Here is a 22,228-nt window from a genome sequence, read left to right on the forward strand (position 1 = left end):
ACTGCGCGCTCAGCCCCCGCCGGCCGTCGGTCGGACGACTTCGGGGGGCCGGGCGCCCAGGTCATGGAGGTCGGTGGCCGTGGTTCGAGCGGCCCTTCTTCGTGCGCCACTTGCGTTTGCGGGTTCGCTTCGACATGCCTCTCGTGCTTAACGCAGGATGACGCATCCGTCGAGGGGTCACGCACGGGCGACCGGCGCGGCAACCGCTTCCGTGAGTTTCGCCAAGTCGTCGGGGGCGAGCTCCACCTCCAGGCCCCGGCGGCCGGCCGAGACGCAGATCGTGGCGTGGTGGTGGGCCGAGGCGTCCAGGACCGTGCGGAGTTTCTTGCGCTGGCCCAGAGGGGAAATGCCGCCGCGGACGTAGCCCGTGGTGCGCTCGGCGGCCGCCGGGTCGGCCATGGCGGCGCGCTTGCCGCCCACCGCCGTGGCCAGGGCCTTGAGGTCCAGGGAGCCCGCGACGGGGACCACGGCGACCACCAGGGAGCCGTCCACGTCCGCGACCAGGGTCTTGAAGACGCGGTCGGGCGAGACGCCCATCGCCTCGGCGGCCTCCTCGCCGTAGGAGGGGTGCGCGGGGTCGTGCTCGTAGGCGTGGACCGTGTACGCGACGCCCGCCGCGGTCAGGGCCACCGTCGCGGGCGTGCCCCCCGGCTGCTGCTTCTTCGACTTCTTCGCCAAGGTGTCGATGCCTTCAGTTGAGACTTGTCGGGTTGCGCGTCAGTTCCGCCGCGGGCAACGACGGCAGGTTACGGATGATGGCGGTCTCGGCGCGCAGGAGTTTCAGCTCTTCGTGGAGGCGGGTGGCCGTGTCGGGGGCCTGGAGCAGCTGCTGCTTGGCCGGGATGTCGAGCATCACGGCGGCCGCCACGAGGTAGGAGACCACCGCCGGGTCGTCCGGCAGGTCCGCGCCGGTGGACAGTGAGCGTTCGCGGGCGCCCGCCAGCCGCTTCTGGTACTGCCGGAAGGCCCGCAGGACGCCCTCGGCGAGCGCGCCCGCCTCCTCGCCGGGTTCCTCCGGCAGCTCCTCCAGCTCGGCCGTCAGGAAGGGCCCGGAGGCGTCCACCGACAGGAGTCGTACCCGCGTGGTGCCGGTGGCGAGGACCTCGAAGCTGCCGTCGGCGCGCTCCCGGACGGTGGCCGCGTCCGCGACGCAGCCCACCTCGTGGAAGGCCTTCAGCGGGTCGTTGCCGAACCCGGCCGTGGGCCCGCGCTGCGGCAACGCCGTCTGGTCCGGCATGCCGGGTGCGGAGAGCGCGACCTCGTGGCCGTCGCGGATGGCGACGACGGCGAATCGGCGCGATTCGTCCTCGGGGGTCTTCAGCAGTTCGCGCATCATGGCGCGATAGCGCTCCTCGAAGATGTTCAGTGGAAGCACGAGCCCCGGGAACAGAACCGAGTTCAGGGGGAAGAGCGGGAGCCGGACGGTGGTCACGACGCGCAAGCCTAATGGTCGCCGGAGCGGGCACGTCCGCCGTGCTCACTCCGTGGATGGAGGGGGGTGTTCGAGGCGACCTCCAGGCGGACTCCGTCGCGCAGTTCCAGGAACTGGCTCAGTGGGTCGTCGGAGACCCGGTCCCAGGGGAACGAGGTCGCGTACGGGCCGATCAGACGGAGCTGGTCCAGGGCGTCCTGCCAGCGCTCCAGCCTGATCAGGACGTAGGTGAGGAGATTGCGCACCTCCGCGGGCCACGGGTCGGCGGGCGCGTACGCCGCCGAGACCGCGATCGCGAGGTCGGCCGCCGCGTCGAGCCGTTCACGCGGTACGACGGCCCGGCCGCCCTCGGTCAGATAGGCGAAGGCCGCGCGCACCGGCAACGCCTGTACGAGTGAGCCGGGCAGCGCGTCCTGGGCGGCCCGTTCGGCGAAGTCGAAGCACTCGCGGTGCGAGCCGTACCAGGCGGCCGACAGGTACTTCAGTGCGGCCACATGGCAACCATAGTGGTGCGGGGAGCGGCGTACGGCCTCGGTCCACAGCTTCTCGAACTCGGTGTGCCCGGCGTTGGTGCCCCGGGCGTGGTCGAGCGCGATCCGCCAGGGCACCGGGTCGCGCGGGTCGCCCTCGGCGGCGGCGCCGATCAGCGGGCCGGCCTCGCGCAGCAGCTCGGCGCGGGCGGGCGACTCCCACCAGCGGCGCACCGCGAGCTCGGCCTTGACCAGGAGCGCGTCCGGGTCGTGCGGGGACTCGCTCTGCCAGGTCTGGAGCCACTCGTCGCGGGTGCGGGCGAAGGCGGCGAGGCGCATCGCGTAGCGGTCGCGGTTCTCCCACTCGGCGGCCTCGCGGGTGGCGGCGAGCAGTTTGGCCGCGATGTCGTACTCGCCGCGGGCCGCCGCGACGAGGGCGGGGGCGAGCCGCTCGTCCGGGGCGTCCAGCAGTACCTCGTCGTCGGCGGGCAGTCCGGCGGCGAGGCGCGAAGTGTTCTTGACCATCCGGGCCGTACGGATGAACGCGCGCAGCAGTGCCATGGTATCGACCATTGAAAACCGCAGGTCGGAGCTGTACCAGAGGCGTGCGGTGACACTTTCGTAACCCTCGTTTGGTTGTGCGCCGAACAGTCAAGGGTGAGTAAAAAGTGACTGTTGTTCTACTATTGAAGGCCTGTCAACAACACGGCCGGATGCTGCCCCAAGGGCCTCTCAGCTGCGGCGCAGCAGCCGCGTCGCCCCCGCCGCCACCGTCGTCGCCAGGATCCAGCCGAGGAGGATCACCACCGCGGCCAGCCACTGCCAGCCGCCGCGCAGCTGCCAGGTGTCCACCTGGCCGAGGTCGATCACCGGCAGCAGCAGGTCGAGGGCGAACAGCGCGGCGTTCCACGGCGGACGCCCGCCGCCCGTCGGGGTGTGGGTCGCGTGCGAGAAGGCGATCGAGGACGCCGCCCACAGCACCGCCATCCACAGGGCCGCCCGGCCGGGCCGGTACCCGTAGGCGACCGTCCAGTCCTGCGCGTACCCCCACAGCTTGGCCGCGAGCGGCAGGGTCTCGCGGCGGCGGCGCTGCTTGGCGAGCAGCACCTCGCGCGCGTCCTCGTCCTCACCGGAGTCGCGCAGCACGGTGGCCAGTCGCTCGTACGGCTCCGGGCTGTACTCGGCGGTCGCCGCCGCCACCCACTCCAGCCGCCGGATCAGCGGGAACCCGCCCTGCGGTACGAGGTTCTCGTAGCTGAATCCGCCCATGTGGAGGTTGCCAGGGCCCGGCCAGCTGTCCGCCCGGTCGACGAGATTGACGATCCGCGCGCCCGACAGGACGACCTTGCCCCGCTCGGGGCGCTCCCCGAGGAAGCGCAGCTCGGGCGTCTGCACCCGCAGCAGGGACAGCTCCTGGTCGTCGTCGAAGGTGAAAAGGGCCCGCTCGAAGTCGAGGGCGTCCCCGAACCGCCCGTCGTCGAGGCGGATGCCGCCCCGGCACTCGAAGCGCTGCACCAGCGTCCCGCGCGCCGGGGTGGTGCCACTGGTCAGCAGGGGATTGCCGAGGCCCGCGGGGGTCATGTACAGCGTGCGGTTGACGGTCAGCTGGGGGGCGTTCAGGGCGAGCCGTGAGTACGGGTTGTTCAGCCTGCTGCCGCGCAGGCTGAGCGAGACGCCGACGGTGGCGCCGCGCAGACTCAGCTCGCCGTGCGACTCCAGCATCTCGGCCTGAAGGTCCTGTCCCACGGTCATGCCGTCCCCGGTGAGCGAGCGGCCGCGCCGGTCCCGGTAGACCACGGCCTGGTTGAGCAGCAGATCCGTGCCGATGTGCGCGTCGGTCAGCCGTACGCCGTTGTGGAAGCGGCAGCGCGGCAGGTGCAGATCGCCCTCGGTGTGCACCCGGGCCGCCTCCAGGCGCGGCACCGAGCAGTTGACCAGGCGTGCGGTCGTGAAGCGCGCCTCCGGCAGCAGGATCTCCTTCTCGAACCGGCAGCCCTTCAGCTCGACGTACGGCACCACCGTGCCGCCCGCGAGGTCGAGGACGTCGGTGATCCGCACGCCGGTCAGCTTCAGGGAGGCGACCCGCCCCTGGAGGGCCGGCGGCCCGTCGAGCAGCAGCCACGCCACGATCCGGGCCCGGACACTGCGCTCGGGCCCCCAGGGATGGCCGCCGTGCGGATCGTCCACGGTCATGTCCCCGCTGCGCAGGTCGTACACGCTGCCGTTGCGGAAGGCCTGCCACATCCCGGCCTCGGCCGCGGTCAGCTCGTCCGGCAGGTCCCCGGCGCGCGGGCCGGCCCCCTCGGTCACGGTTCTTCCCTTCCTCCCCAACTACTCGCGGGTTTAGTACAACCGTTCATGCCCGCTGTGTGACGGACCGAACGCTATTGGTGACGGAGATCTGCGGGGGGAGCCTGGGACGGCTTGTATCAGCCATTGATACAGGCGTCCGGCGCCTTATCGCCGTCTGAGAGAATTGGCACCGTGCTGCAATCTCTTCGTATGGCCCGAATCGATCTGCGCGGCGACGCCCTCCCCGAGGGCTCCGCCCTGCGCGACCTGCTGCCCCGAGCCGACTTCGACGTACAGGCCGCCCTGGAGAAGGTGCGTCCGATCTGCGAGGCCGTGCATCATCGGGGGGACGCGGCGCTGATCGACTACGCGGAGAAGTTCGACGGGGTGCGGCTGGAATCCGTGCGGGTTCCGGCCCAGGCCCTCGCCGCCGCCCTGGAGCAGCTCGACCCGGCCGTGCGCGCGGCCCTGGAGGAGTCCATCCGCCGCGCCCGCCTGGTCCACCGCGAGCAGCGCCGCGCCGCGCACACCACCCGGGTCGCGCCGGGCGGCTCGGTCACCGAGAAGTGGGTGCCGGTCGGTCGGGTGGGGCTGTACGCGCCCGGCGGCCGCTCCGTCTACCCCTCGTCCGTGATCATGAACGTGGTCCCGGCACAGGAGGCGGGCGTCGAGTCGATCGCCCTCGCCTCCCCCGCGCAGGCCGATTTCGGCGGCCTGCCGCACCCGACGATCCTCGCCGCCTGCGCGCTGCTCGGCGTCGACGAGGTGTACGCGGCCGGTGGCGCGACCGCCGTCGCGATGTTCGCGTACGGCACGGAGTCCTGCCCGCCCGCCGACATGGTCACCGGCCCCGGCAACATCTGGGTCGCCGCCGCCAAGCGCTACTTCACCGGCAAGATCGGCATCGACACCGAGGCCGGTCCCACCGAGATCGCGATCCTCGCGGACGAGACCGCCGACCCGGTGCACGTGGCCGCCGACCTGATCAGCCAGGCCGAGCACGACCCGCTCGCCGCCGCCGTCCTCGTCACGGACTCCGCCGAGCTGGCGGAGGCGGTCGAGAAGGAGCTGGAGCCGCAGGTCGCGGCCACCAAGCACATCGAGGACCGGATCGTCCCGGCGCTCAGCGGCAGGCAGTCGGCGATCGTTCTCGTCGACGGCGTGGACGAGGGCCTGCGGGTCGTCGACGCGTACGGTGCCGAGCACCTGGAGATCCAGACGGCGGACGCGGCCGCCGTCGCCGACCGGGTGAAGAACGCGGGCGCGATCTTCGTCGGCGCCTGGGCGCCGGTGTCGCTGGGCGACTACTGCGCGGGCTCCAACCACGTGCTGCCCACCGGCGGCTGCGCCTGCCACTCCTCGGGGCTGAGCGTCCAGTCCTTCCTGCGCGGCATCCACATCGTGGACTACACGCGCGACGCCCTCGCCGAGGTGGCGCACCACGTGGTGACGCTCGCGGAGGCGGAGGACCTGCCGGCCCACGGGGCGGCGATCAAGGCTCGTTTCGGGTGGAAGGTTCCAGAGAGCAAGTGACCGGTATCGACGATCTTCCCGTACGGGACGAGCTGCGCGGCAAGTCCCCCTACGGTGCGCCCCAACTCGACGTGCCCGTAAGGCTGAACACCAACGAGAACCCGTACCCGCTGCCCGAACCGCTCGTCGAGCGGATCGTCGAGCGGGTCCGCGAGGCCGCCCGCAACCTCAACCGCTACCCCGACCGGGACGCGGTGGAGCTGCGCACCGAGCTGGCCAAGTACCTGACGAGGACCGGCGGGCACCGGGTCGGCGTCGAGAACGTCTGGGCGGCCAACGGCTCGAACGAGGTCATCCAGCAGCTGCTGCAGACCTTCGGAGGACCCGGCCGTACGGCGATCGGCTTCGAGCCCTCGTACTCGATGCACGCGCTCATCGCACGCGGCACCGGCACGGCCTGGATCTCGGGTCCCCGCAACGAGGACTTCACGATCGACCTGGCGGCCGCCACCCGGGCCATCACCGAGAGCCGCCCGGACGTCGTCTTCATCACCACCCCCAACAACCCCACGGGCAACGCGGTGCCGCGTGAGACGGTCCTCGCGCTGTACGAGGCCGCGCAGGCCGCCAGGCCGTCCATGGTCGTGGTCGACGAGGCGTACATCGAGTTCAGCCACGGCGACTCGCTGCTGCCGCTGATCGAGGGGCGGCCGAATCTCGTCGTCTCGCGGACGATGTCGAAGGCGTTCGGCGCGGCCGGACTGCGCCTCGGCTATCTCGCCGCGCACCCCGCGGTCGTGGACGCGGTCCAGCTCGTACGGCTGCCCTACCACCTGTCGGCCGTCGCGCAGGCCACCGCCCTGGCCGCGCTGGAGCACACCGACACGCTGCTCGGGTACGTGGAGCAGCTGAAGGCCGAGCGGGACCGGCTGGTCGCCGAGCTGCGTGCGATCGGGTACGACGTGACCGAGTCCGACGCGAACTTCGTCCAGTTCGGGCGATTCGCGGACTCCCACGAGGCCTGGCAGAAGATCCTCGACCGGGGCGTCCTGGTCCGGGACAACGGCGTACCGGGATGGCTGCGGGTCTCCGCCGGCACCCCGGCCGAAAACGACGCGTTCCTGGACGCGGTCCGTGAGTTGAAGAAGGAGCAGAGCGCATGAGCCGCGTCGGAAGAGTGGAGCGGACGACCAAGGAGACGTCGGTCCTCGTCGAGATAGATCTCGACGGGTCCGGCAAGGTCGAGGTGTCGACGGGCGTGGGCTTCTACGACCACATGCTCGACCAGCTCGGCCGGCACGGTCTGTTCGACCTGACCGTGAAGACCGAGGGCGACCTGCACATCGACTCGCACCACACCATCGAGGACACCGCCCTCGCGCTCGGCGCCGCCTTCAAGCAGGCACTCGGCGACAAGGTCGGGATCTACCGCTTCGGCAACTGCACGGTCCCCCTGGACGAGTCCCTCGCCCAGGTGACGGTCGACCTGTCGGGCCGCCCCTACCTCGTGCACACCGAGCCCGAGAACATGGCGCCGATGATCGGCGAGTACGACACGACGATGACCCGGCACATCCTGGAGTCCTTCGTCGCCCAGGCCCAGATCGCACTGCACGTGCACGTGCCCTACGGTCGCAACGCGCACCACATCGTGGAGTGCCAGTTCAAGGCGCTCGCCCGGGCGCTGCGCTACGCCTCCGAGCGCGACCCGCGCGCCGCCGGCATCCTCCCCTCCACGAAGGGCGCTCTGTAAAGCCATGACAGGTCTCAACTCCATGCTGATCGTCGTCGGGCTCTTCCTCCTGGGCGGCGTCTACTCCTTCGTCAAGCAGAAGATGCCCGCGAGCCTCATCGTGCTGCTCTCCTTCGGCGCCGCGATGTGTCTGGTCGCGGGCGTCATGAGGCTGGAGGTGTGGAATTGACCGCTCCTAAGAAGGTCGTCGTCTTCGACTACGGCTTCGGGAACGTGCGCTCCGCCGAGCGTGCCCTCGCACGCGCGGGTGCCGAGGTCGAGATCACGCGCGACTTCGACAAGGCCATGAACGCGGACGGGCTGCTGGTGCCCGGCGTCGGCGCCTTCGCCGCCTGTATGAAGGGCCTCAAGGACGCCCGCGGCGACTGGATCATCGGCCGCCGCCTGTCCGGCGGCCGCCCGGTGATGGGCATCTGCGTCGGCATGCAGATCCTCTTCGAGCGCGGCATCGAGCACGGCGTGGAGACCGAGGGCCTCGACGAGTGGCCCGGCACGGTCGAACCGCTCCAGGCCGACATTGTGCCCCACATGGGCTGGAACACGGTCGAGGCCCCCGCCGGCTCACAGCTCTTCGCCGGACTCGACGCCGACGCGCGCTTCTACTTCGTGCACTCCTACGCCGTCCACGACTGGTCCCTGGAAGTCGCCAACCCGGCACTGCGCGCACCCCTGGTGACCTGGTCGACGCACGGCAAGCCCTTCGTGGCGGCCGTCGAGAACGGCCCCCTGTGGGCCACGCAGTTCCACCCCGAGAAGTCCGGCGACGCCGGAGCCCAGCTCCTCACCAACTGGATCGGAACACTGTGAGCAAGCTCGAACTCCTCCCCGCCGTCGACGTCCGCGACGGCCAGGCCGTCCGGCTCGTGCACGGCGAGTCCGGGACGGAAACTTCTTACGGCTCCCCCCTCGAGGCCGCCCTCGCCTGGCAGCGCTCGGGCGCCGAGTGGCTGCACCTCGTCGACCTGGACGCCGCGTTCGGCACCGGCGACAACCGCAAGCTGATCGCCGAGGTCGCCGGCGCCATGGACATCAAGGTCGAACTGTCCGGCGGCATCCGCGACGACGACACGCTCGCCGCCGCCCTCGCCACCGGCTGCACCCGGGTGAACCTCGGCACCGCCGCCCTGGAGAGTCCGGAGTGGGTCGCCAAGGTCATCGCCGAGCACGGCGACAAGATCGCGGTCGGTCTCGACGTACGCGGTACGACGCTGCGCGGCCGCGGCTGGACCCGCGACGGCGGCGACCTCTACGAGACGCTGGAGCGCCTCGACTCCGAGGGCTGCGCGCGCTACGTGGTCACGGACATCGCCAAGGACGGCACGCTGCAGGGCCCGAACCTGGAGCTGCTGCGCAATGTGTGCGCCGCGACGGACCGCCCGGTCGTCGCCTCGGGCGGGGTCTCGTCCCTGGACGACCTGCGCGCCATCGCCGAGCTCGTGCCGCTGGGCGTCGAGGGCTCCATCGTCGGCAAGGCCCTCTACGCCAAGGCGTTCACCCTGGAAGAGGCCCTGGAGGCGGTAGCCAAGTGAGCGACGTACGACGCGTCACGACCGGCGCGCCCTGGGAGGACGCCTTCGGCTACTCCCGCGCGGTGGAGCTGCCGAACGGCCTGGTGCTGGTCGCCGGCTGCACGTCGATAGTGGACGGCGAGATCGCCGGGGGCGGCCCGTACGAGCAGGCGATCAACGCGTTCAACGTCGCGTTCGCGGCGCTGGAGCAGCTGGGTCTGGGCCGGGACGACGTGGTACGGACACGCATGTACGTCACCCATGCCCGGGACGTGGACGACGTCGGGCGCGCTCACAAAGAGCTGTTCGACGCCGTCCGGCCCGCCGCATCCATGATCATCGTCTCCGGCTTCGTGGACCCCAGTCTGGTCGTCGAGGTCGAGGTGGAGGCGTTCCGCCCCAGCGGAGAACCGGGAGTGTCCGCAGCATGACCCTCGCCGTACGAGTCATCCCCTGCCTGGACGTGGACAACGGCCGGGTCGTCAAGGGCGTCAACTTCCAGAACCTGCGCGACGCGGGCGACCCCGTCGAGATGGCCAAGGTGTACGACGCCGAGGGCGCCGACGAGCTGACGTTCCTGGACATCACCGCGTCCTCGGGCAACCGGGAGACCACCTACGACGTGGTGCGCCGCACGGCCGAGCAGGTCTTCATCCCGCTCACCGTGGGCGGCGGCGTGCGCACGGCCGAGGACGTCGACAAGCTGCTGCGGGCGGGCGCCGACAAGGTCGGGGTCAACACGGCCGCGATCGCCCGGCCCGAGCTCATCAGGGAGATCGCGGAGCGGTTCGGGCGGCAGGTGCTGGTGCTGTCGGTGGACGCCCGGCGCACTCCTGGGGGGACCTTCGAGGTCACCACCCACGGCGGGCGCAAGGGCACCGGGATCGACGCGGTCGAGTGGGCGCACCAGGCCGCCGAGCTGGGCGCGGGCGAGATCCTGCTCAACTCGATGGACGCGGACGGCACGAAGGACGGCTACGACATCGAGATGATCGAGGCCGTCCGCAGGCACGTCACCGTGCCGCTCATCGCCAGCGGTGGCGCGGGCCGGCTGGCCGACTTCCCGCCCGCCGTCGCGGCGGGCGCCGACGCGGTGCTCGCCGCGTCCGTCTTCCACTTCGGGGACCTGCGGATCGGCCAGGTGAAGGAGACGCTCCGGGCGGCGGGCCGCCCCGTCCGCTGACGCCTGATGCCTGACGCCTGACGGCGCCCGCGCCCCGAGCCCCGGTCACTGAGTGGCCGGGGCTCACTTCGGGGCAGATGTGAAAGATAAGTTGCGCAAAATATATTGTGCAATTTTTCTTTCGTATCTACGGTGAGCTCATGGCAGAGAAGGAGAACCTCCGTCGCATCGCGGACATGGGCACGCTCAAGGCGATAGCCCATCCGCTGCGGATGAAGCTGTACCGGGCCCTGTACGTAGCCAGGACCGCGACCGCGTCCCAGCTGGCCGACCAGGTCGACGAGGCCCCCTCGCTGGTCAGCTACCACCTGCGCAAGCTCGCCGAGCACGGGCTGATCGAGGAGGCCGAGCCCCGCAGCGAGGACGGCCGCGAGCGCTGGTGGCAGCCCGCCTCGGAGGGCGTGAGCATCCACGACGAGGACTTCCGGGACGCGCCCGAGAAGAGGGCCGCGCATCTGGCGGCCACCCGGCTCTTCCACGAGCAGCGCAGCGACATGTACCGGCGCTACCTCGACGAGCGTCCCACCTGGGCCCCCGAGTGGAATACCGCCGCTCCGGACAACGAGTCCCTGCTGCGACTGACGGCGACAGAACTGTCCGAGCTCGGCGCGGAGCTGATGGCTCTCATCAAGAAGTACGAGGAGAAGGGCCGCGCCGATGAGGCGGCCGGTGCCACAGAAGGCCGCGAGAACGTGGCGCTGCATGTGTACGGCTTCCCGTTCCGCCCCTGAGAGGACGTACTTCAGTGACCGCGACCGTCATAGGATCCGCCCCCGCAGAGACCGACCGTCCGGCCCACCGTGACGGCAACGTGCTGCGCTGGCTCGGCGCCTACACCTCGTCGATGATCGGCGACAACGTCTACTACCTCGCGCTGTCCTGGGCCGCCGTCCAGGCCGGAACGCCCTCGCAGGCCGGGCTCGTGATGGCCGTGAGCGCCGTGCCGCGGGCCCTGTTGATGCTGGGCGGGGGAGTGGTCGCCGACCGGTTCGGGCCGCGGAAGGTCGTCATCGGCAGCGACGCCGTGCGCTGCGCGGCCGTCCTCGCGGTGGCCGCACTGCTGTTCGGGGCCGGTCCCGGGCTGTGGCTGCTGGCGTTGCTCGCCGTCGTCTTCGGCACCGTCGACGCCGTCTTCATGCCCGCCGTGGGCGCACTCCCGGTTCGTGTCACCAGCCATGGACAGCTCGCCCGCGTCCAGGGCATGCGGGGCCTCGCGAGCCGCTTCGCCAATGTCGTCGGGGCGCCGCTCGGCGGCCTCGCCGTGGCGCTCGGCGGCTCGGCGACGGCGTTCGGCCTGGCGGGCGTGCTGATCGCCGTGTCCGTGCCGCTGCTGATCTCCGTACGGATGAGGGAACTGCCCACCGACGACAAGGCCGCGGAGCGCCCCGCTCGGCGGGACCTCCGTGACGGCCTCGGCTACATCAGGCGGCACCGCGTCCTCGCCCCGCTCATCGCCGCCATCGCCCTCGGCGACTTCGGCTTCGCCGGGCCGCTCAACGTGGGCCTGACCCTGCTGGCCGACCAGCGCGGTTGGGGCTCCGCCGGGATGGGCTGGGTGGTCGCCGGGTTCGGGACCGGTGCGGGGGCCGCCGCGCTGTTGCTGACCGTGCGCGGGCACCTGCCGCACGCGGGACGTCTGGCCGGGGTGGCGATCCTGGGGGGCTCGGTCGCGATCGGCGCGCTCGCCTATGCGCCGAGTGCCGCCGCGGCTGTCGGTGTCGCCGTGCTCGTGGGGCTGCTCGCGGGGCTCGGCGGAGCCTTGTGCGGCGCCCTGCTGCAGACCCACGCGGACCCCGCCTACCTGGGCCGCGTCACCGCCGTCGCGGGCCTCGTCAGCCTCGGTCTCGCCCCGCTGAGCATGCCGGTGGCCGCCGCCGCGATCGGCTGGTGGGGCACCGGACCGGTCTTCGTGGCCAGCGCCGCGGTCTGCGGCCTCGGCGGGGTCCTCGCGCTGTGCGTCCGCGACCTGCGCCGCGCCGAGCTACCGCGCTGAGCAGGCCGCTCAGAGACCCAGTTGCTTCGTCTCGCTCAGTTTCGCGATCGCGTCCTTGTCGCCCTCCAGCTCCACGTCGGCCGTCTTCTGCCGGCCGAGGGCGAACATCAGCAGCTCCGAGGGCTCGCCGGTCACCGTCACGACCGGGGTGCCCCGGTGGGCGACCGCCGTCTGGCCGTCCGGGCGGCGCAGCACCAGGCCGGTCGGGGCGCCACGGCCGGCGAGGCGGGCGGTGCGCTCCAGACGGGACCACAGGGCGTCCTGGAAGACCGGGTCCAGCGGGCGCGGCGTCCAGTCCGGCTGGGCCCGCCGCACGTCCTCGGTGTGGACGTAGAACTCGACCGTGTTCGACGCCTCGTCGATCTGCTTCAGCGCGAAGGGCGAGAAGCGCGGCGGGCCCGTACGGATCAGCTGGATCAGCTCCTCGTACGGCTTCTCGGCGAACTCCGCCTGCACCCGTTCCAGACGGGGCGCGAGCTGCTTGAGCAGCAGCCCGCCCGCGGCGTCCGCGCGGCGCTCGCGCACCACCACGTGCGCGGCGAGATCACGGGTGTTCCAGCCCTCGCACAGGGTCGGGGCGTCCGGGCCCTCGGCCTCCAACAGGTCGGCGAGGAGAAGTCGTTCACGCTTGGCATGGGTCGACATGCCAGCAAGCCTACGGCCGCCCCAGGAGTCCGCCCACCCGTCGCCGCGCGCGTCCGGCCTGTGGACAACCGGCGAGATGCGTCCCACGGGCGCGGCACAATGGTCGGCATGACCAGCACGCCCCCGCCCAGCAGCCCCAGCAGCCTGGATCCCGAGATCGCCGCGCGCCTCAAGCGCAGCACGGACGGACTCGTCCCGGCCATCGCCCAGCAGTACGACACCGGTGAGGTGCTGATGCTCGGCTGGATGGACGACGAGGCGCTGCATCGCACGCTCACCACGGGCCGCTGCACGTACTGGTCGCGCAGCCGCCGGGAGTACTGGGTGAAGGGCGACACCTCCGGCCACTTCCAGTGGGTGAAGTCCGTGGCCCTCGACTGCGACGCCGACACACTCCTGGTCCAGGTGGATCAGGTGGGCGCCGCCTGCCACACGGGCGCCCGCACCTGCTTCGACGAGGACGTGCTCCTCGAGGAGGCCGCCTCCGCGCACACCCAGGGCGCCGATTCCGGCGTCGTACCGGCACTGGATCAGTAAGGTCAGCCGCCATGGACCTCGAGACGTTCCGCAAGCTGGCCACCGACCGCCGTGTCATTCCCGTCAGCCGCAAGCTCCTCGCCGACGGCGACACGCCGGTCGCGCTCTACCGCAAGCTGGCCGCCGAGCGCCCCGGCACCTTCCTCCTGGAGTCCGCCGAGAACGGCCGCTCCTGGTCCAGATACTCCTTCATCGGCGTCCGCAGCCAGGCCACCCTGACCGAGCGCGACGGGCAGGTCCACTGGCTCGGCACCCCGCCCGTCGGCGTCCCCGTCGACGGCGACCCGCTGGCCGCTCTGAGCGCCACCATCGAGGCCCTGCACACACCGCACGGAGAGGGCCTGCCCCCCTTCACCGGCGGCATGGTCGGCTATCTCGGCTACGACATCGTGCGCCGCCTGGAGAAGATCGGCCCCGGCGAGCGGGACGACCTCAAGCTCCCCGAGCTGACCATGCTGCTCACCAGCGATCTCGCGGTCATGGACCACTGGGACGGCTCGGTCCAGCTGATCGCCAACGCGATCAACCACAACGACCTCGACACGGGCGTCGACGAGGCCTACGCGGACGCGGTCGCCCGCCTCGACGCCATGGAGGCCGACCTCTCCCGCGCGATCTCCCAGCCGCCCGCCGCGCTCCCGCCCTCCGAACTGCCCGAGTACACCGCCCTGTGGGGCGGCCCGGACTTCCAGGACGCCGTCGAGGACATCAAGGAGCGCATCCGGGCGGGCGAGGCCTTCCAGGTCGTCCCCTCCCAGCGCTTCGAAACGCCGTGCACGGCAAGCGCCCTGGACGTCTATCGCGTACTGAGGGCGACCAATCCCTCCCCGTACATGTACCTCTTCCGCTTCGACGGCTTCGACGTCGTCGGCTCGTCTCCCGAGGCCCTGGTCAAGGTTGAGGACGGGCAGGCGATGGTGCACCCCATCGCGGGCACCCGGCCGCGCGGCGCCACCGTCCAGGAGGACCAGGCCCTCGCCGACGAGCTGATCGCCGACCCCAAGGAGCGCGCCGAACACCTGATGCTCGTCGACCTGGGGCGCAACGACCTGGGGCGGGTCTGCGAGCCCGGCTCCGTCGAGGTCGTCGACTTCATGTCCATCGAGCGCTACTCGCACGTGATGCACATCGTGTCCACCGTGACCGGACGCGTCGCGGCGGGCCGTACGGCCTTCGACGTGCTCACCGCCTGCTTCCCGGCCGGCACCCTCTCCGGCGCCCCCAAGCCGCGCGCGATGCAGATCATCGACGAACTCGAACCGTCCAGGCGGGGGCTGTACGGCGGCTGCGTCGGCTACCTCGACTTCGCCGGCGACTCCGACACCGCCATCGCCATCCGTACGGCCCTGCTGCGCGACGGCACCGCGTACGTCCAGGCGGGCGCCGGAATCGTCGCGGACTCGGACCCCGTCGCCGAGGACAACGAGTGCCGCAACAAGGCCGCCGCGGTGCTCCGCGCGGTGCACACGGCCAACCGGCTCGGCCGGTAGGGCCCCGTACGGCCCTGTACGGCCCCACGAGTTCGGGAAATAGGACGAGGCTCACGTGAACCCCGGGTGACGGTTCGCCCGGGGTTCAGGCGATAGTGGAGTACGTGACAGCTGTACCGCACCCCCGATCCGAAGCCGCAGGACCCGCCGGGTCCGGCCGCCGCAGCCTTGCCGTCGCCCTGCTCAGCGGCGCCCTCGGCGCGGCCGTGGCGCTGCTCTCCACCCGGCAGAGCTGGTCGGAGGGCACCGCGACGGTGGCCGGCGGCGCCTTCCCGCTGACCGTCAAGGGCAGCGACGTCACGGGCGTGCCCGCGGCGCTCGCCATAGTGGGCCTCGCCGCGCTCGTCGCCGTCTTCGCCGTCCGCAGCTCCGGGCGCTTCCTCGTCTCCGCCCTGCTCGCGCTCTCCGGCGCGGGTACGGTCGTGGCGGCGGTGCTCGGCGCGAGCGACAGCTCCGCCCTCGACGAGAAGGCCGCGGCCGCCTCCGGCGACACCGCCGCCACCGCGAGCGCCCTCAGCCACACCGCCTGGCCCTACGCGGCCGCGGCGGGCGGCGCGCTCATCCTCCTCGCGGGGCTGCTCGCGCTGCGCTACGGACGACTGTGGCCCGCGATGTCCGGCCGCTACGAGCGCGACGGGACGCCCCGGCCGCGCAAGGCGAGGCCGGTCGACCCCGACCGGCCCGAGGACATCTGGAAGGCGCTCGACCGGGGCGAGGACCCGACGGGGCCCGACCCCGCCGGGACCTAGGTCCGGAAACGGGCGGACCCGACCAGGTCCTTATGGCCCGGGACCTTGGTCGTGACGTGCAGAATGTGACGCGCTAGGCGCCACCCCGCGCTCCCGCCACAAGGGTGCGTACGGGACAATGGACGGTGAGCATCCGACTCACACACGCAAACAGCAACGAGGAGCAAGTCATGGCGGGCAGCAGCCACGGTCACACCCCGGCCGCCTGGACCGGTGTCATCATCGCCTTCATCGGTTTCTGCGTCGCGGGTGCCTTCATGGTGATGGCGAACCCGCTGGGCTTCTGGGCCGGCATGGTCATCGTCGTTCTCGGCGGTGTCGTCGGCATGGCCATGCGCGCGGCGGGCCTCGGCCAGCCGAAAAGGACCGCGCACCCGGCGGTCGCGCACCCGGTCCGTGAGGCCGTCGGCGCCGAGAGCTGACCCCGTAGGGCTTCTCGAGAGGCGGTCCCGGCAACTCCTGCCGGGACCGCCTCTCGCGCGTTCGTGACGAGCGCGCCGCGCCCGGGGCGGGCAGAATGCGACGGGTGAACGCCGAAACCCAGAGGGTGACGCGGCCCCGGCCCGTCGAGCGGTTCGTGCCGCGGCGCCTGGTCGTGCCCGTGGGGGCGCTCGCGGCCGTCGCCGGCGCCTTCGCGTTCGTCGGGGCCGTGGATCCCAACCAGCCCGGGCACTACCCCGTCTGCCCGCTGCTGCGCTACACGGGCGTGTACTGCCCCGGCTGCGGCGGTCTGCGCAGTGCGCACGCCCTCGTGCACGGGGACCTCGCGACGGCGCTCACGGACAACGCGCTCGCCGTCGTGGGCTACTTCGTCTTCGCGGTGGTGTGGACCGTCTGGGCGGTCCGCTCGGCGCGCGGACGGCCGCTGCGGATCGACCTGGGGCCCGTGCACCTGTGGAGCGTCGGCGTGTTGCTCCTGGTCTTCACCGTTGTCCGGAACCTGCCCTTCGGTGGCTGGCTGCACCCTTGATCAAATGGCAAACGTCCAGGTAGTGGGACCGGCGTCAACCGGATGTGAGGCCTAGCCCTTCCTCCGGATACCATCGGAGTGACCCACCATGACCGTCGCGACGGCGGTCCGGGGTCGACAGGCTCAACCGCTTCAACCGTTCACCGTCAGGGAAGGGGGCCGCTCGCGTGAGTGTGCTCGACGAGATCATCGACGGAGTCCGTGCCGACCTCGCGGAGCGGCAGGCGCGCGTCAGCCTCGACGAGCTCAAGGAGCGCGCGGCGAAGGCTCCCGCGGCCAAGGACGGCGTGGCCGCCCTGCGCGGCGACAGTGTCAAGGTCATCTGTGAGGTCAAGCGCTCCAGCCCGTCCAAGGGCGCGCTCGCAGCGATCGCCGACCCCGCGGCGCTGGCCGCGGACTACGAGGCGGGCGGCGCGGCCGTCATCTCGGTCCTGACCGAGCAGCGCCGCTTCGGCGGTTCGCTGGCCGACCTGGAGGCCGTCCGCGCCCGGGTCGACATCCCCGTGCTCCGCAAGGACTTCATCGTCACGTCGTACCAGCTGTGGGAGGCCCGCGCGTACGGCGCCGACCTCGCGCTGCTGATCGTGGCCGCCCTCGACCAGGCCGCCCTGGAGTCCCTCATCGAGCGCGCCGAGTCCATCGGACTCACGCCGCTCGTCGAGGTGCACGACGAGGACGAGGTCGAGCGGGCGGTGGACGCCGGCGCGAAGGTCATCGGTGTCAACGCGCGCAACCTCAAGACCCTCAAGGTGGATCGCACCACCTTCGAGCGGGTCGCCCCCGAGATCCCGGCCGGCCTCGTCAAGGTCGCCGAGTCCGGCGTCCGCGGGCCGCACGACCTCATCGCGTACGCCAACGCCGGCGCCGACGCGGTCCTGGTGGGCGAGTCCCTCGTCACCGGCCGCGACCCGAAGACGGCGGTCGCCGACCTCGTCGCGGCCGGGGCCCACCCCGCGCTGCGCCACGGACGGAGCTGACACCTCGGTGAACAGCGCGCCCCACGCCACCGCCGTCACCCGTCCGGGCCAGTGCCCCGACGGGGGACCGGCGTGCGTGCGGGCGGCTGCCGCCGGGGCGCGCAATCCCTACGCGCGCCTCGCCCGCGGCTGTCGGCCGCGTGGCTGCCGGGCACCGGCCCGTCGCGTCCACGGGCGCCGGGTGCGCTATGTCATCGGTGACGAACCGGGCCAGGTCAACGGCATGCGATGGCCCGCCGGCGCACGCGTACAGGCGCCGCTCCGGGCCCGCCGCACCTCGCGGTGAGCTGACGGCTCCGACTCCGGGTGTCCTCGGGGCGACCTGTGCGTGCGCGACCGACGTGACCCCAGTCCGACCTGTAACCGGGGCTGTCGCCCCTGCGAGGTAACCGCATGCCCAGCGAGTTCTTCATTCCCGACCCCGAGGGTCAAATTCCCACCGCCGAGGGGTACTTCGGCGCGTTCGGCGGCAAGTTCATCCCGGAGGCGCTGGTCGCCGCCGTGGACGAGGTCGCCGTCGAGTACGACAAGGCGAAGGCGGACCCCGAGTTCGCCCGCGAGCTCGACGACCTGCTCGTCCACTACACCGGGCGCCCGAGCTCACTCACCGAGGTGTCCCGCTTCGCCGAACACGCCGGTGGAGCGCGCGTCTTCCTCAAGCGGGAGGACCTCAACCACACCGGGTCCCACAAGATCAACAACGTGCTCGGTCAGGCCCTCCTCACCAAGCGGATGGGCAAGACCCGCGTCATCGCCGAGACCGGCGCAGGTCAGCACGGTGTGGCCACCGCCACCGCCTGCGCTCTCTTCGGCCTCGAGTGCACCATCTACATGGGTGAGATCGACACGCAGCGCCAGGCACTCAACGTGGCCCGCATGCGCATGCTCGGCGCCGAGGTCATCGCCGTGAAGTCCGGCTCCCGCACCCTCAAGGACGCCATCAACGAGGCCTTCCGGGACTGGGTCGCCAACGTCGACCACACCCACTACCTCTTCGGGACCGTCGCGGGGCCGCACCCCTTCCCCGCCATGGTCCGCGACTTCCACCGCGTCATCGGCGTCGAGGCCCGGCGGCAGATCCTGGAGCGCGCCGGACGGCTCCCCGACGCCGCCATCGCCTGCGTCGGCGGCGGCTCCAACGCCATCGGTCTCTTCCACGCCTTCATCCCGGACACGGACGTACGCCTCATCGGCTGCGAGCCCGCCGGGCACGGCGTGGAGACCGGGGAGCACGCCGCGACCCTGACCGCCGGCGAACCCGGCATCCTGCACGGGTCGCGGTCGTACGTCCTCCAGGACGAGGAAGGCCAGATCACCGAGCCCTACTCCATCTCGGCGGGCCTCGACTACCCCGGCATCGGACCCGAGCACTCCTACCTCAAGGACAGTGGTCGCGGCGAGTACCGCGCGGTCACCGACGACGCGGCCATGCAGGCCCTGCGCCTGCTCTCCCGCACCGAGGGCATCATCCCGGCGATCGAGAGCGCGCACGCGCTCGCCGGGGCTCTGGAGGTCGGCAGGGAGCTGGGCAAGGACGGGCTGATCATCGTCAACCTGTCCGGGCGCGGCGACAAGGACATGGACACGGCCGCCCGCTACTTCGGCCTGTACGACACCGCCGCCGACGCCGTCGTCGAGCCGGACGCCGGCAGTGACACCGCCGAGATCGAGGGGGACGCCAAGTGAGCGGCAACATCCAGCTGTTGAGCGACACCCTCGCCGCCGCGAAGGCGGAGGGGCGCTCCGCCCTCATCGCCTATCTGCCGGCCGGCTTCCCGACGGTGGACGGCGGGATCGCGGCCGTCAAGGCCGTCTTCGAGGGCGGCGCGGACATCGTCGAGGTCGGTCTGCCGCACAGTGACCCCGTCCTCGACGGTCCCGTCATCCAGACCGCCGACGACATCGCCCTCAAGGGCGGCGTCAAGATCGCCGACGTCATGCGCACGGTCCGCGAGGCGCACGGGGCCACCGGGAAGCCGGTGCTCGTCATGACGTACTGGAACCCCATCGACCGCTACGGCGTCGAGCGCTTCACCGCCGAGCTGGCGGAGGCGGGCGGAGCGGGCTGCATCCTGCCCGACCTGCCCGTCCAGGAGTCGGCGCTGTGGCGTGAGCACGCGGAGAAGCACGGTCTCGCGACCGTCTTCGTCGTCGCGCCCAGCAGCAAGGACGCCCGGCTCGCCGAGATCACCGCGGCGGGCAGTGGCTTCGTGTACGCGGCCTCGCTGATGGGCGTCACGGGCACACGGGAGTCGGTGGGCGCCCAGGCCCAGGACCTGGTGCGGCGCACCAAGGCCACCACCGAGCTGCCGGTCTGCGTCGGGCTCGGCGTCTCCAACGCCACCCAGGCCGCCGAGGTCGCCGGCTTCGCCGACGGCGTGATCGTCGGCTCGGCCTTCGTCAAGCGGATGCTGGACGCGGCGGACGAGGCGGCGGGTCTCGACGCGGTACGTGCCCTCGCGGGCGATCTGGCGAAGGGCGTGCGCGGCACGGCCTGAGACACCTTCCGTCGCGTACGCGTCCTGTTGCGCGCGTAACGGACAATCCGCTCACTCGAACGGGTGGACCTGGGACCGGGGAGGCGCGCTGCGCCTCCCCGGTTCGTTCTGCCGGTTGTGAGCGAGAAGAACCGTGACGGAAAGCGCACCGCCCGCGAGCGGATGGCGGTCGAGCGAGAGAAGCAGAAGGCCGCGGACAAGCGCCGGCGGGCGCTGATCGTGGGCGCGTCGGTGGTGTGCGTCCTGGTTCTTGCCGGGGTGGTGGGCGTCCTGGCCGCCAACTCGGGCAAGGACAAGAAGAGCGCCACGTCGGGCCCGGCCGTGTCGCCCTCGGGCGCGACCGGCAAGGACGGCCTCGCCATCCCCGTCGGCAAGGACGGCGCCAAGTCGACCCTCACGGTCTGGGAGGACTTCCGCTGCCCGGCCTGCCAGGCCTTCGAGACGGTGTACCGCCCGACGATCCACGAGCTGGTGGACGTCGGAAAGCTCAGGGTCGAATACCACCTGGTCACGCTCATCGACGACGGCAGGGGCGGCAGCGGCTCCCGGCACGCGGCCAACGCCGCGGCCTGTGCCCAGGACGCCGGAAAGTTCACGCAGTACCACGACGTGCTGTACGAGAACCAGCCCAACGAGGCCAACGACGACTTCTCGAACGACGGCAAGCTCATCGAGCTGGCGGGCAAGGTCGACGGGCTGAACACCCCCGCCTTCCAGAAGTGCGTCAAGGACGGCACGCACAACAGCTGGGTCGTGAAGTCGAACGCGGCCTTCCAGAACAGCGGTTTCAGGGGCACGCCGACCGTGCTGCTGGGCGGCAAGAACATCTACGAGGACCAGACGATGACGCCCGCGAAGCTCAAGCAGATGGTGGAGGCGGAGAACAAGGCCTGAGCCCGGTGTCGGCCCTGTGCCCCCGGCCCGGACACGGGCCGGGGGCGGCTCGTCTCGCGGCCCCTGTTATGGACCCGTAGCCGGGCTGCTTGCCGTGGGTCCGGTCCGGCAGGGTAGCGTCGACCCTGCCATGGATATCGCCTACATTCCCAGCCCGTCGCACGGTGTGGTGCACCTCGGCCCCATCCCCCTGCGCGGCTACGCGTTCTGCATCATCATCGGCGTCTTCGTAGCCGTCTGGCTCGGCAACAAACGCTGGATCGCCCGGGGTGGGCGGCCCGGCACGGTGGCCGACATCGCGGTCTGGGCCGTCCCGTTCGGTCTCGTCGGCGGCCGGCTCTATCACGTGATCACGGACTACGAGCTGTACTTCAGCGACGGCCGTGACTGGGTGGACGCCTTCAAGGTGTGGCAGGGCGGCCTCGGCATCTGGGGCGCGATCGCGCTCGGTGCGGTGGGCGCGTGGATCGGCTGCCGCCGACGCGGCATCCCGCTCCCCGCCTGGGCCGACGCCCTCGCCCCCGGCATCGTCTTCGCCCAGGCCATCGGGCGCTGGGGCAACTGGTTCAACCAGGAGCTGTACGGCAAGGCCACGGACGTGCCGTGGGCGCTGCACATCACGTCCGCCACGGACGGGCGCGTGCCGGGGTACTACCACCCGACGTTCCTGTACGAGTCCCTGTGGTGCGTCGGCGTCGGCCTCCTCGTCATCTGGGCGGACCGCCGCTTCACGCTGGGTCACGGGCGGGCGTTCGCTCTGTACGTCGCCGCGTACTGCGTCGGCCGCGGCTGGATCGAGTACATGCGCGTCGACGACGCCCACCACATCCTGGGTCTGCGTCTCAACGACTGGACCGCGATGGTGGTCTTCCTCCTCGCGGTGATCTACATCGTGGTGTCGGCGCGGCTGCGGCCGGGACGCGAGGAGGTCGTCGAGCCGGACGGGGACACCCCCGACGGGGATGGCGTCGCCCTCGACAAGAAGGCCGACGACAAGGCCGACGACAAGGCTGACGACGAGGCCGACGACAAGGCTGACGACGAGGCCGACGACAAGGCTGACGACGAGGCCGACAGCAAGGCTGACGGCGAGGGCGACGAGACGACCGACCCGAAGTCCGACGCCAAGAAGCTCGACGGCAAGAAGCCGGACGCGAAGAAGCTCGACGCGAAGACGGACACCGGGTCCGACGAACCCGCGCAGTCCAAGGAGTCCGTGAAGCCTTCGGAGTCCGTGAAGCCCTCGGGATCCGAGGAGTCCGAGGAATCCGAGGAATCCGAGGAGCCCGTGGGGTCGGCGAAGGGCGAGGCCGAGTCGGCCAAGAAGGTCTGAGTTCCCCCGGTACGTCGAAGGGGGCGCCGCG

26 protein-coding genes are annotated in these 22,228 nt (G+C 71.5%); 21 read left to right on the top strand and 5 right to left on the bottom strand.

The features are described from left to right. Positions 1-177: 177 nt before the first annotated feature. The 4 genes from ybaK to OG568_RS36050 form a co-directional block, all read right to left on the bottom strand. A complete protein-coding gene (gene ybaK / locus OG568_RS36035; RefSeq protein WP_266414925.1) occupies positions 178-678 on the bottom strand; it encodes a Cys-tRNA(Pro) deacylase in 501 nt (166 codons plus the stop codon). A gap of 13 nt (positions 679-691) precedes the next feature. Then, a complete protein-coding gene (locus OG568_RS36040) occupies positions 692-1,432 on the bottom strand; it encodes an LON peptidase substrate-binding domain-containing protein (protein WP_329534564.1) in 741 nt (246 codons plus the stop codon). Positions 1,433-1,443: 11 nt separating this feature from the next. Further along, on the bottom strand, positions 1,444-2,463 hold the full coding sequence (locus OG568_RS36045; RefSeq protein WP_329369252.1) for a hypothetical protein: 1,020 nt from the start codon (positions 2,461-2,463) through the stop codon (positions 1,444-1,446). 171 nt (positions 2,464-2,634) lie between these two features. Beyond that, positions 2,635-4,212: an oxidoreductase gene (locus OG568_RS36050; protein ID WP_329534565.1), complete on the bottom strand. Its 1,578-nt coding sequence runs from the start codon at positions 4,210-4,212 to the stop codon at positions 2,635-2,637. A gap of 192 nt (positions 4,213-4,404) precedes the next feature. On the opposite strand from OG568_RS36050, the gene hisD reads away from it, so the two are divergent. The 10 genes from hisD to OG568_RS36100 all read left to right on the top strand — a co-directional run bounded on the left by hisD (position 4,405) and on the right by OG568_RS36100 (position 12,104). Next, positions 4,405-5,727 (top strand): histidinol dehydrogenase, encoded by a 1,323-nt coding sequence (hisD, locus tag OG568_RS36055; RefSeq protein ID WP_329534566.1) that lies wholly within the window; start codon positions 4,405-4,407, stop codon positions 5,725-5,727. Further along, a complete protein-coding gene (locus OG568_RS36060) occupies positions 5,724-6,830 on the top strand; it encodes a histidinol-phosphate transaminase (protein ID WP_329534567.1) in 1,107 nt (368 codons plus the stop codon). Before hisD ends, OG568_RS36060 begins: the two co-directional genes overlap by 4 nt. Further along, entirely contained in the window at positions 6,827-7,420 is a 594-nt protein-coding gene (gene hisB, locus OG568_RS36065) for an imidazoleglycerol-phosphate dehydratase HisB (RefSeq protein WP_054217455.1), read from the top strand. The genes OG568_RS36060 and hisB overlap by 4 nt, the downstream gene beginning before the upstream one ends. Before the next feature lie 4 nt (positions 7,421-7,424). After that, on the top strand, positions 7,425-7,589 hold the full coding sequence (locus OG568_RS36070) for a hypothetical protein (protein ID WP_266414950.1): 165 nt from the start codon (positions 7,425-7,427) through the stop codon (positions 7,587-7,589). Beyond that, positions 7,580-8,227 (top strand): imidazole glycerol phosphate synthase subunit HisH, encoded by a 648-nt coding sequence (gene hisH, locus OG568_RS36075; RefSeq protein WP_266582012.1) that lies wholly within the window; start codon positions 7,580-7,582, stop codon positions 8,225-8,227. Before OG568_RS36070 ends, hisH begins: the two co-directional genes overlap by 10 nt. After that, the gene (gene priA, locus OG568_RS36080; protein WP_266651105.1) at positions 8,224-8,949 is read left to right on the top strand and encodes a bifunctional 1-(5-phosphoribosyl)-5-((5-phosphoribosylamino)methylideneamino)imidazole-4-carboxamide isomerase/phosphoribosylanthranilate isomerase PriA; all 726 of its coding nucleotides are present in this window, start codon (positions 8,224-8,226) and stop codon (positions 8,947-8,949) included. Before hisH ends, priA begins: the two co-directional genes overlap by 4 nt. Continuing rightward, complete coding sequence (locus tag OG568_RS36085) at positions 8,946-9,359, top strand: RidA family protein (protein WP_266582008.1); 414 nt, start codon at positions 8,946-8,948, stop codon at positions 9,357-9,359. The genes priA and OG568_RS36085 overlap by 4 nt, the downstream gene beginning before the upstream one ends. Beyond that, on the top strand, positions 9,356-10,111 hold the full coding sequence (hisF, locus tag OG568_RS36090; RefSeq protein ID WP_329369267.1) for an imidazole glycerol phosphate synthase subunit HisF: 756 nt from the start codon (positions 9,356-9,358) through the stop codon (positions 10,109-10,111). The genes OG568_RS36085 and hisF overlap by 4 nt, the downstream gene beginning before the upstream one ends. A gap of 140 nt (positions 10,112-10,251) precedes the next feature. Next, positions 10,252-10,842, top strand: coding sequence for an ArsR/SmtB family transcription factor (locus OG568_RS36095; protein ID WP_266414960.1), 591 nt, complete (start codon positions 10,252-10,254; stop codon positions 10,840-10,842). A 14-nt stretch (positions 10,843-10,856) separates the two neighbouring features. Beyond that, a complete protein-coding gene (locus OG568_RS36100; protein ID WP_329534568.1) occupies positions 10,857-12,104 on the top strand; it encodes an MFS transporter in 1,248 nt (415 codons plus the stop codon). A 9-nt stretch (positions 12,105-12,113) separates the two neighbouring features. On the opposite strand, the gene OG568_RS36105 is transcribed toward OG568_RS36100, so the two are convergent. Beyond that, complete coding sequence (locus OG568_RS36105) at positions 12,114-12,749, bottom strand: TIGR03085 family metal-binding protein (protein WP_060902101.1); 636 nt, start codon at positions 12,747-12,749, stop codon at positions 12,114-12,116. 108 nt (positions 12,750-12,857) lie between these two features. Between OG568_RS36105 and hisI the strand changes: the two genes are divergently transcribed. The 11 genes from hisI to lgt all read left to right on the top strand — a co-directional run bounded on the left by hisI (position 12,858) and on the right by lgt (position 22,197). Then, complete coding sequence (hisI, locus tag OG568_RS36110; protein ID WP_329534569.1) at positions 12,858-13,286, top strand: phosphoribosyl-AMP cyclohydrolase; 429 nt, start codon at positions 12,858-12,860, stop codon at positions 13,284-13,286. Between the two features lie 11 nt (positions 13,287-13,297). Further along, entirely contained in the window at positions 13,298-14,776 is a 1,479-nt protein-coding gene (locus OG568_RS36115; RefSeq protein WP_266581999.1) for an anthranilate synthase component I, read from the top strand. 95 nt (positions 14,777-14,871) lie between these two features. Then, positions 14,872-15,525 carry a TIGR02234 family membrane protein gene (locus OG568_RS36120; protein WP_266581997.1) on the top strand — a complete coding sequence of 218 codons (654 nt, stop codon included), beginning with the start codon at positions 14,872-14,874 and terminating at the stop codon, positions 15,523-15,525. A gap of 170 nt (positions 15,526-15,695) precedes the next feature. Then, the gene (locus OG568_RS36125) at positions 15,696-15,947 is read left to right on the top strand and encodes an HGxxPAAW family protein (protein WP_266414972.1); all 252 of its coding nucleotides are present in this window, start codon (positions 15,696-15,698) and stop codon (positions 15,945-15,947) included. 95 nt (positions 15,948-16,042) lie between these two features. Next, positions 16,043-16,495 carry a DUF2752 domain-containing protein gene (locus tag OG568_RS36130; protein WP_329534570.1) on the top strand — a complete coding sequence of 151 codons (453 nt, stop codon included), beginning with the start codon at positions 16,043-16,045 and terminating at the stop codon, positions 16,493-16,495. A 167-nt stretch (positions 16,496-16,662) separates the two neighbouring features. Further along, a complete protein-coding gene (gene trpC, locus OG568_RS36135; RefSeq protein WP_266414977.1) occupies positions 16,663-17,472 on the top strand; it encodes an indole-3-glycerol phosphate synthase TrpC in 810 nt (269 codons plus the stop codon). Positions 17,473-17,548: 76 nt separating this feature from the next. Next, positions 17,549-17,758: a tryptophan biosynthesis modulator TrpM gene (gene trpM, locus OG568_RS36140; RefSeq protein ID WP_266421867.1), complete on the top strand. Its 210-nt coding sequence runs from the start codon at positions 17,549-17,551 to the stop codon at positions 17,756-17,758. 107 nt (positions 17,759-17,865) lie between these two features. Further along, on the top strand, positions 17,866-19,158 hold the full coding sequence (gene trpB / locus OG568_RS36145; RefSeq protein WP_329534571.1) for a tryptophan synthase subunit beta: 1,293 nt from the start codon (positions 17,866-17,868) through the stop codon (positions 19,156-19,158). Continuing rightward, positions 19,155-19,970 (top strand): tryptophan synthase subunit alpha, encoded by an 816-nt coding sequence (trpA, locus tag OG568_RS36150; protein ID WP_329369278.1) that lies wholly within the window; start codon positions 19,155-19,157, stop codon positions 19,968-19,970. The genes trpB and trpA overlap by 4 nt, the downstream gene beginning before the upstream one ends. A 117-nt stretch (positions 19,971-20,087) precedes the next feature. Beyond that, entirely contained in the window at positions 20,088-20,864 is a 777-nt protein-coding gene (locus tag OG568_RS36155) for a DsbA family protein (RefSeq protein WP_329534572.1), read from the top strand. A 130-nt stretch (positions 20,865-20,994) separates the two neighbouring features. Beyond that, positions 20,995-22,197, top strand: a complete 1,203-nt coding sequence (gene lgt, locus OG568_RS36160; protein WP_329534573.1) for a prolipoprotein diacylglyceryl transferase — start codon at positions 20,995-20,997, stop codon at positions 22,195-22,197. The last annotated feature ends 31 nt before the right edge of the window (positions 22,198-22,228 follow it).

The sequence above is a fragment of the Streptomyces sp. NBC_01450 genome (assembly GCF_036227505.1).
Classification (GTDB): Bacteria; Actinomycetota; Actinomycetes; order Streptomycetales; family Streptomycetaceae; genus Streptomyces.